Raw genomic sequence first — 2,545 nt, 5'->3', positions numbered from 1 at the left:
CATAGAAGGTCTACCTTGCCTAAAGAAAAGAATACCTACACATGGTATAGGTACTGGTAAGTTCGTTAAGCTTCATATTTCTATATGTGAGAATTGCTGGTGTTCAGCTGAAAATCTTATGATTCGTGCATATACTGCTATGAGAATAATAGATATGCTAGAATCCCAAGGATATCGTGTTCAAATATCTGCATATGCAGATAATGAAGATCCTGGTTATTTTAACGGAGAACCTATAGGATTTCTTGGAGTTGAAGTTATAATTAAAAAGTTTGAAGATCCTTTAATCAAAGGACAAATACTTACAGCAATATCTCCTTGGTTCTTTAGATACTGGATGTTTAAATTCTGGAATGCTAAATTTAAAATGAATTGGGGATACGGACATTCAGTTAGACCAATGAAGAAAGAAACAACTTCTGATATCTACATTCAGACAGGTGAAGCTTTAACTGATGAAGATGCAGAACGAACTATAAAGAGAATATCGAAACTATTTGATAAAGAAGAATAGTTTCAACTACTAGGAGGATCTGTGACAATCCTATATGGCACTATCAATTTAAGGATATTAGATAATTTATGGAAGCGTGAGCCTGCACAGCAGAAATAAAAATCTACCTCTGGATAGGCGTGGTTCGATTCCACGACTAGTAGCAAACTAAAACAGATTGCATATGTATAGTAGAAAGCGAGCAAAACTCCCAGATAACATTACTCTAGATTGGATACTTTCTAAAGTAACAGAATATGATATATATGCAAAATATATAGGTCAATTTAAAGTAGGTATGATATACAATAGTCCATTTAGGAAGGATAAAAATCCATCCTTTGGTATTTACTATAGTAAACGTACTAAACAACTACTTTTTAAAGATCATGGAACAGGTGAATGTGGTAATGTGATTAAATTTGTATCATTATTTACTGGTAAAACAGAATATAATGATATACTATCAGATATAGTAGATAAGTTAAACATTACTAATAACACTAAACTCGTTAGCTCTAAGCAATATATACTGCCAACTGAAACAGTAATTGGTGTAGTACGTCAGGAATTTACTGATGTAGATATCAATTACTGGAAACAGTTCAATATTTCTATAAATACTCTAAAGAAATTCAATGTAAATAGTATTAAATATTATTTATGTAATGGAATAGTAAAGGGTACTTATAAACGAGAAAATCCAATGTATGCATATAAGGTCTATAATAACTTTAAGATATATAGACCACTAGCAGATAAATATACTAAGTGGAGAAACAATCTTACAGACTATGATATCCAAGGCTATGAGCAGTTGCCTCAAAAAGGTGATATATTATTTATCACAAAGTCCATGAAAGATGTTATGTGTTTGCATGAGATGGGTATACCAGCAGTTTCTCCATCTTCAGAGAGTACGTTTCTACCTAAAGACGTATTAGAGCAACTTAAAACGCGTTTTAAGCGTATTATAATACTTTTTGATAGAGATGTAGCTGGAGTAAAAAGAAGTCGCAAATTAAGCCGAGAAACAGGCTTAGAAGCAATGTTTATTAACAAAAAATTCAAAGCTAAAGATGTATCTGATGCTGTTAAAGCAAATAGCTTTGAAGAAATAAAAAATTGGTTAAATGAAACTATTAAAAACTATAGGTAAAGTAATAGCATTACCTTTTGATTTAGCTCTGATACTTGGAAAGTTATTATTAATTCCAATCAAATTAGTAAGTGTATTGTTGCATGGAGAATTTATTGAATGGAATAAAAAATGCAAGTTTATAGGAAATTCGATTAAAGAAATGTTTAAAGCTTTTAAACATAATAAAGATTATTCTTTCTTGCATTCAGTAGGATTTACGGATGAAAATGGTAATTTCTCTGAAAGAGTTGAAACGTTTAAAATAACTAGTGATAGTATGCAACATTATATTAATTATGCTAAAACAAGTCTTAAACAAGAAAGTGCGTAATGCTACTAAACAAGAAATAGATGGAATAGTATTTCGATCTAAGTTAGAAGCTTATACATATTAGAAACTAAAGGAAGCAGGTATATCAGCTGAATATGAACAGCATAGATATACTTTACTTCCTAAGTTTATATATAATAACTCTACAGTTAGAGCTATTACTTATTTACCAGATTTTGTAGGAGATAATTTTGTTATAGAATGCAAAGGATTTGCTACAGATTCTTGGGCAAACAGAGAAAAACTATTCAAGTATTATTTAAGCTTGAATGAACCAGATACTAAGTTTTACTTAGTAAAGAATAAAAAACAAGTTGATGAATTAATCAACAAATTAAAATCTTAAATTTTCAGATTATGGCAAAGAATGAATTTATTAAAATAGGAGAACAGATAATTGCAAAACCTAAAGGTGCTGATTATGATTTGATACCTGGTAAAGTATATGATCTGAGTTGGAATAGATGGGAAGATTCACCTATATTTAAGGAGAATGGTGAATTAAATCTACCAAAGAAAATCTATTCTACTAAAACTGATGACGTATTTAAGAAGCGTATTATAACCTATTTTAATAAAG

The 2,545-nt window shown here is 30.0% G+C and carries 5 protein-coding genes; all 5 read left to right on the top strand.

Going from position 1 to position 2,545, the window contains the following annotated elements; all coding sequences use genetic code 11:
• A partial coding sequence (locus tag GH664_RS22340) for a hypothetical protein (protein ID WP_194270472.1) occupies positions 1 to 514 on the top strand: 514 nt, incomplete at its 5' end.
• A gap of 163 nt (positions 515 to 677) precedes the next feature.
• Positions 678 to 1,652, top strand: coding sequence for a CHC2 zinc finger domain-containing protein (locus tag GH664_RS22335; protein WP_153163804.1), 975 nt, complete (start codon positions 678 to 680; stop codon positions 1,650 to 1,652).
• Complete coding sequence (locus tag GH664_RS22330) at positions 1,627 to 1,965, top strand: hypothetical protein (RefSeq protein WP_153163805.1); 339 nt, start codon at positions 1,627 to 1,629, stop codon at positions 1,963 to 1,965. The genes GH664_RS22335 and GH664_RS22330 overlap by 26 nt, the downstream gene beginning before the upstream one ends.
• A gap of 82 nt (positions 1,966 to 2,047) precedes the next feature.
• A complete protein-coding gene (locus GH664_RS23960) occupies positions 2,048 to 2,311 on the top strand; it encodes a DUF1064 domain-containing protein (RefSeq protein ID WP_153170274.1) in 264 nt (87 codons plus the stop codon).
• Between the two features lie 11 nt (positions 2,312 to 2,322).
• Positions 2,323 to 2,545 (top strand): hypothetical protein (locus tag GH664_RS22325; RefSeq protein WP_228111677.1); only part of this gene is annotated, 223 nt, incomplete at its 3' end.

It is taken from the genome of Thauera sp. 2A1 (assembly GCF_009469595.2).
In the GTDB taxonomy this organism is placed as follows: Bacteria; Pseudomonadota; Gammaproteobacteria; order Burkholderiales; family Rhodocyclaceae; genus Thauera.
Note: the sequence above shows the minus strand (reverse complement) of the source record. Positions and strands in the feature narration are given on the sequence as shown.